5 protein-coding genes are annotated in these 6745 nt (G+C 71.5%); 2 read left to right on the top strand and 3 right to left on the bottom strand.

The features are described 5' to 3' along the window. Window positions 1–151 precede the first annotated feature (151 nt). From guaA to ACFQ53_RS11835, 3 genes are read right to left on the bottom strand one after another with little or no spacing between them, the layout of a single operon-like run. Entirely contained in the window at window positions 152–1744 is a 1593-nt protein-coding gene (gene guaA / locus ACFQ53_RS11845) for a glutamine-hydrolyzing GMP synthase (protein ID WP_377859877.1), read from the bottom strand. A 9-nt stretch (window positions 1745–1753) separates the two neighbouring features. Then, window positions 1754–2245 carry a DUF3817 domain-containing protein gene (locus ACFQ53_RS11840; RefSeq protein ID WP_377859875.1) on the bottom strand — a complete coding sequence of 164 codons (492 nt, stop codon included), beginning with the start codon at window positions 2243–2245 and terminating at the stop codon, window positions 1754–1756. Then, window positions 2220–3146, bottom strand: coding sequence for an SURF1 family protein (locus tag ACFQ53_RS11835; RefSeq protein ID WP_377859873.1), 927 nt, complete (start codon window positions 3144–3146; stop codon window positions 2220–2222). The genes ACFQ53_RS11840 and ACFQ53_RS11835 overlap by 26 nt, the downstream gene beginning before the upstream one ends. A gap of 118 nt (window positions 3147–3264) precedes the next feature. Between ACFQ53_RS11835 and pta the strand changes: the two genes are divergently transcribed. Together pta and ACFQ53_RS11825 are read left to right on the top strand one after the other, a co-directional pair. Further along, the gene (pta, locus tag ACFQ53_RS11830; RefSeq protein ID WP_377859871.1) at window positions 3265–5424 is read left to right on the top strand and encodes a phosphate acetyltransferase; all 2160 of its coding nucleotides are present in this window, start codon (window positions 3265–3267) and stop codon (window positions 5422–5424) included. Beyond that, window positions 5421–6698, top strand: a complete 1278-nt coding sequence (locus ACFQ53_RS11825; protein WP_377859869.1) for an acetate kinase — start codon at window positions 5421–5423, stop codon at window positions 6696–6698. The genes pta and ACFQ53_RS11825 overlap by 4 nt, the downstream gene beginning before the upstream one ends. Window positions 6699–6745 lie beyond the last annotated feature (47 nt).

Here is a 6745-nt window from a genome sequence, read left to right as displayed (position 1 = left end):
CGGCATATATGCCGTGGCTCCTCACCAGAGGCCCGTCCGCGACACGATCGCCGCGTCGTCCCGCCATCGGCGCCACCTCCCGAGCGTCGTGCAGCACCCACGAGCCATGTCGACCCGACGGAAGGTCCCGCAGGTCAGCCCGGCAGGTCCGTCACTCCCACTCGATCGTCCCCGGCGGCTTGCTGGTGACGTCGAGGGTGACGCGGTTGATCTCCGCGACCTCATTGGTGATGCGGGTGGAGATCCGGCCCAGCACCTCGTAGGGCAGCTTGGCCCAATCCGCGGTCATGGCGTCGTCGCTGGTCACGGGGCGCAGCACGATCGGGTGGCCGTAGGTGCGGCCGTCGCCCTGGACTCCCACGGAGCGAACGTCGGCCAGCAGCACCACGGGGCACTGCCAGATCTCGCGGTCGAGCCCGGCCGCGGTCATCTCCTCGCGGGCGATGGCATCGGCCCGGCGCAGCACGTCCAGGCGGTCCTTGGTCACCTCGCCGATGATGCGGATGCCCAGGCCGGGCCCGGGGAAGGGCTGACGCCAGACGATCCCGTCGGGCAGACCCAGCTCGGAGCCGACGGCCCGCACCTCGTCCTTGAACAGGGCGCGCAGGGGCTCGACGAGCTCGAAGGAGAGATCCTCGGGCAGGCCGCCCACGTTGTGGTGGCTCTTGATGTTCGCCGCGCCCTCGCCCCCGCCGGACTCGACGACGTCGGGGTAGAGCGTGCCCTGCACCAGGAACGCCTTCGCCTCGGCGTGGCCCGCCGCGTCGATGACGCCGCGCTCGCGCAGGATGTCCGCCTGGGCGCGCTCGAAGGTGCGGATGAACTCGCGGCCGATGATCTTGCGCTTCTTCTCGGGGTCGGTGACCCCGGCGAGCGCGGAGAGGAACTGCTCCTCGGCGTCGACCACGATGAGCTTCGCGCCGCCGGTGGACTCGCCGAAGGCCTTCTCGATCTGCTCGGACTCGTTCAGGCGCATGAGCCCGTGGTCCACGTACACGCAGGTGAGGCGATCCCCGATGGCCTTCTGGACGAGGGCCGCGGCGACCGCGGAGTCCACGCCGCCCGAGAGCGCGCAGATCGCGGTGCCCTCGCCGATCTGGGCGCGGATCCGCTCGACCTGCTCCTCGATGACGCTGCCGGTGGTCCACTCGGGGGTGATCCCGGCGCCGCGGTAGAGGAAGTTCTCGAGGACCTCCTGGCCGCGGTCGGAGTGGCCGACCTCGGGGTGCCACTGCACGCCGTAGAGGTGCTTCTCGGGGTGCTCGAAGGCGGCGACCGGCGAGGCCGAGGACGTCGCGACGACGCGGAAGCCGGTGGGCGCGGCGGTGACGGAGTCGCCGTGGCTCATCCACACGTTCTGCTCGGTGTCCTGCTCGCGCAGCAGCTCGCTCGCGGAGTCCACGGCCTCCAGGCGGGTCGCGCCGTACTCGCGCACGCCCGTCGGGGCGACGGTCCCGTCGAGAGCGGCGGCCATGGACTGGAACCCGTAGCACAGGCCGAGCACGGGCACGCCCGCCTCGAGCAGCGCGGGGTCCAGGCCCGGGGCTCCCTCCGCGTAGACCGAGGAGGGCCCGCCGGAGAGGATGATCGCGCGGGGCTCCTTGGCGAGGATGTCCGCGGTCGAGGCGGTGTGCGGGACGATCTCGGAGTAGACCTGGGCCTCGCGGACGCGGCGCGCGATCAGCTGCGCGTACTGGGCGCCGAAGTCGACGACGAGGACGGGTCGGGCGTCGGTATCTGTCACCGGATCAGTCTACTTTCCGTCGGCGGGGCTCTGCCCCGGGGTGTCCGTGCCATCGGGTGCGGTGCCAGCAGGGCCGGCCGAACCGGCCGCGCCGGCGCCGTCCTGGCCGTCGGTGTCCTGGAGCGTGGGCCGGCGCCGCAGGTCCTCCTCCATCGAGGAGTGCAGGAAGCGCTCCCCGAAGAAGGAGAGCACGGGGATGACGCCGAAGAACATGATGAGCACCATGCGCGGCAGCTTCCAGCGCATCTTGTTCCACATGTCGAAGCCGAGGATCACGTAGATCATGTAGATCACGCCGTGGATCGGCGACCAGCGGCTGCTGATCGTGGACCAGAGATCCGAGGTGGAGTCCCACCACGGGTCGCCGCCGTAGACGACGTAGCGCATGATCATGATCCCCACGAGGATCAGCAGGGCGATGCCCTCCGCGATCGCGGCCCAGCGGAAGCGGGCGAAGGATGCGCGGGCGGTCACCTCATCGAGCGGGCGCGGAGTCGGCACCTGTCTCTCCCTCGGTTGTCGGGTCGGCCTGCGAGGGACCGACGGTCTGGTCGGCCGGGGTGCGGCCGACGGGGCTGGCGGGCTCTCCGGGAGGGCTCTGCTGCTCCCCCGCGAGCCGGGACTGCATCTGCTCGCGCTTCTCGGCGAGCTCGTCGAGATGAGCGGTGCGCACGGAGCGCCACCACAGGTAGAGGAAGAAGCCGCCGAACAGCACCCACTGCAGGGCGTAGCCGAGGTTCTGCCAGTTCAGTCCGGAGGAGAACTGGGACTCGGCCTTGGGCAGGCCGTTCAGTCCGTCCTGCGAGGAGCCGACGGCGACGTACCCGGCGTACATCGGCGAGCCCCACTCGTTGATGAGCAGCGGGGTCGCGATCTCCTGGGCGACACCGTCCTCGAGCCCGTTGGTCGCGGCCTCGCTCGCCTCGAGCCGACCGTTCACGCTCACCTCGCCCGTGGGCGGCGCGGGGGCGAGCGAGGGGTCGACCTCGCCGTCGTCGCCGGTCACCTGCTTCTCGGGGATCCAGCCGCGCGCGACGGGCAGCAAGGCGTCGTCCGAGCCGGCCGTGCCGTCGGCCCCCGACCCCGTCTTCACGTGCAGGGCGGTCACCACGATCACGGCGTCCTCGCCGTCGATGCGGCGGCCGGGGACGAGCACCTGCTGGTCGGGGTCGTAGGTGCCGCTCGCGTCGACGATGCCGCCGGCGATCTCGTTGGTGACGGCCTTGCCGGGCTCGAGCACGTCGGCGATCTGGCCCAGCGTGCGGTCCTCGCCGGTCTGCTGGGTGAGTGCGCGGTGCGCCCGGTCCCACTGCCAGGTGGCCAGCAGGCCGCAGACGAGCGTCGCCACCACCATGAGGGCGAGCAGCCCCAGGAACCGGGGACGGAGGGCGACGCGGAGCACGCGACCATGGTAGGCGGCGCCCCCGTGCGCGAGCCGGGAGCGCGGGCCCGGACGTGACGCGCGTCCCCAGGATCGCCGGTCCCTGGGATCCGAGGGAAGGTGCACCTATCCTGGTCGGGTGTCGCACAGCGTGTATGTCGCCAGTCCGGAGGGCATGACCGGGAAGTCGAGCGTCGCGCTCGGTCTCCTCGAGGCCCTCGCCGCCCGCTCCGATCGAGTCGGGGTGTTCCGACCCGTCTTCAAGGCCGAGAGCGCAGGGCCGGAGGGGCCCCGGGCCGACGGCTCGAGGCCGGCGGACACCCGCGAGCATCGGGACTACTCGGTCGACCTGCTGACGTCCCATCCGGCCGTCGACCAGAGCTACGAGGAGGCGCTCGGCGTCGACTCGCGCCGGGCCCTCGCGGATCCGGACGCCGCGCAGGAGGAGATCCTCGCGAAGTACCACGAGCTCGCCCAGCGCTATTCGGCGCTCGTCGTTCTCGGCTCCGACTACGACGACATGGCGAACCCCACCGAGCTCGCCTTCAACGCCGAGGTCGCCGCGAACCTCTCGGCCCCCGTCGTCATCGTGGTCTCGGGACTGGACCGCACGCCCGATCAGGTCGCGGCGCTCGCGCAGGTCAGCGTGCAGGAGTTCGCCTCCCACCACGCGATGCCGATCGCTCTCGTCGCGAACCGCAGCGACCCCGAGCAGCTCGAGGCGACCCGCGAGGCCGTCGCCGCGCGACTGCCCGCGGGCGTGGTCGTCGCCGCGATCCCGGAGAACCCGGTGATCATGGCGCCCACCGTGCAGGCGCTCAAGGATGCGGTCGGCGGCACCCTGGTCCAGGGCAACCCCGAGTGGCTGGGACGCGTGGCCCTGGGCAACCTGGTCGCGGCGATGAGCCTTCCCAACGTGCTGCGGCGTCTCACGGAGAACTGCACGGTGATCGCCCCCGGCGACCGCTACGACCTGCTGCCGGGGCTGTTCCTCGCCCAGCAGTCGGGCACCTTCCCGGCCCTCAGCTCGATCGTGCTGACCGGCGGCTACGAGATCCCGAGCGAGGTCACCCGCCTCATCGAGGGCGTGCAGCAGGATCTTCCGATCATCGCCACCGAGGACTCGACCTACGAGGCCGCGGTCGCGATCGCCGGCACCCATGGCCGCCTCACCGCCGACAGCCCGCAGAAGCTCGACGCGGCGCGCCGCGCGGTCGCCGAGCACCTGCCCATGGAGGAGCTGCTGGAGACCCTGGACGTGACCCGCAGCGACGTGGTCACCCCGATGATGTTCGAGTTCGAGCTGCTCGCGCGCGCACGCGGCGAGAAGAAGACGATCGTGCTGCCCGAGGGCGACGAGCCGCGGATCCTCGCGGCGGCCGCGGCCATCCTGGCCCGCGGCGTCGCGGACCTTGTCCTGCTGGGCGAGGAGACCACGATCCGCTCGCGCGCCGCGCAGCTGGGCCACGACATCTCCGAGGCCACCGTGATCTCCCCGCACGATCCGGAGCTCGTGGAGCAATTCGCCGCCGAGTACGCGCGTCTGCGCGCGAAGAAGGGCGTGACCCTCGAGCAGGCCCGGGAGAAGGTCCAGGACGTCTCCTACTTCGGCACCATGATGGTGCAGCTCGGCACGGCGGACGGCATGGTCTCCGGCGCCGTCCACTCCACGGCCCACACGATCCGCCCGAGCTTCGAGATCATCAAGACCAAGCCGGGCGCGAAGATCGTCTCCTCGGTGTTCCTCATGGCGCTTCAGGACCGCGTGCTCGTCTACGGCGACTGCGCGGTGAACCCCGACCCCACGGCCGAGCAGCTCGCGGACATCGCCGTGCAGTCCGCGGAGACCGCCCGCCAGTTCGGCGTCGACCCCCGCGTCGCGATGCTCTCCTACTCCACGGGCAGCTCGGGCACCGGCGCCGACGTCGACAAGGTCCGCGAGGCGACCGCCGCGGTCCGCTCTCAGCACCCGGACCTGGACGTGGAGGGGCCCATCCAGTACGACGCGGCCGTGGACGCCTCCGTCGCGAAGACGAAGCTGCCGGAGTCGGCCGTCGCCGGCCGGGCGACCGTGTTCGTCTTCCCCGACCTGAACACGGGCAACAACACCTACAAGGCGGTGCAGCGCTCGGCGGGCGCGATCGCCATCGGCCCCGTCCTGCAGGGCCTGAACAAGCCGGTCAACGACCTCTCCCGCGGAGCGCTCGTGGACGACATCATCAACACGGTCGTGATCACCGCGATCCAGGCGCAGGCCGCGGACCAGGCCGGCACGACCCCCACTCAGGAGGACGCATGAGCACCCCCAGCACCCCCGACGCTCCCGGTTCCTCCGATGCCGCCGAGCTCGGCCCGGACGCCCCGTCCGCGGGCACCTCGACCGTGCTCGTGGTGAACTCGGGCTCCTCGTCCCTGAAGTTCCAGCTGCTCGACCCGCTCGCGGGCGAGGTCTTCGCCTCGGGCATCATCGAGCGCATCGGCCTGGACCAGGGCATGGGCCGCGTCACCGCGGGCGAGGCGTACGGCGCGCATCAGGGCGAGGTCCCGGACCACGTGGTGGCCATGCAGATCGTCATGGAGCTGTTCGACCAGGTGGGGCTGGCCCTCGAGGATGCGCACGTGGTCGCCGTCGGGCACCGCGTCGTCCAGGGCGGGGCGCGCTTCTCCGCGCCCACGCCGATCGACTCCTGGGTGCGCGACCAGATCGCCGACCTCAGCTCGCTCGCGCCGCTGCACAACCCGCCGGCCGTCGACGGCATCGACGCGGCGCGGCGCATGCTCCCGGACATCCCGCACGTGGCCGTGTTCGACACCGCCTTCTTCGCGGACCTGCCCGCGGCCTCCCGCACCTACGCGCTGAACAAGGGCGTCGCGGACGAGTACCGGATCCGCCGCTACGGCGCCCACGGCACGAGCCACCAGTACGTCTCGAAGAAGGTCACCGAGCTGCTGACCTCCGAGGGGAAGGACGCCTCGGGTCTCCGCCAGGTCGTGCTGCACCTGGGCAACGGCGCCTCCGCCTCCGCGGTCGCCGACGGCGCGCCTGTCGACACCTCGATGGGCCTCACCCCGCTCGAGGGCCTGGTCATGGGCACCCGCACGGGCGACATCGACCCGGCCGTCTTCGTGCACCTGCACCGCAGCGCGGGCATGAGCGTCGAGGACATCGACACCCTGCTCAACAAGCGCTCGGGCATGCAGGGCCTGTGCGGCATGAGCGACTTCCGCGACATCACCCAGGCGATCCGCAACGGCGACGAGACCGCGGAGCTCGCCATGCAGGTCTACGTGCACCGTCTGCGCAAGTACCTGGGCTCCTACGCCTTCGCGCTCGGCGGGCTGGACGTCATCGCGTTCACCGCCGGCATCGGCGAGAACGTGCCCGAGGTCCGCGAGCGCACCCTCGCCGGTCTCGAGAGCTTCGGCATCGTCCTGGACCGCGAGCGGAACGCCGAGCGAGCACCCGGCATCCGCACGATCTCGACCGACGACTCCCCCGTGCGCGTCCTCATCGTCCCCACCGACGAGGAGCTCGAGATCGCCCAGCAGACCCTCGCCGTCGCGCGCGCCTGACGCGTCGCGCGCCCGATCCTCCTCCCCCTCTCCTCACCTCCTGAAAG

The sequence above is a fragment of the Brachybacterium sp. NPDC056505 genome, assembly GCF_042794925.1.
Classification (GTDB): domain Bacteria; phylum Actinomycetota; class Actinomycetes; order Actinomycetales; family Dermabacteraceae; genus Brachybacterium; species Brachybacterium kimchii.
The sequence above is the reverse complement of the archived record's forward strand: the minus strand, read 5'-3'. Positions and strand labels throughout refer to the sequence as shown.

What these genes read in the sequence shown, in the direction of transcription:
- ACFQ53_RS11825 (WP_377859869.1), top strand. Translation starts at nt 5,421, where the DNA reads ATGAGCACCCCCAGCACCCCCGACGCTCCCGGTTCCTCCGATGCCGCC.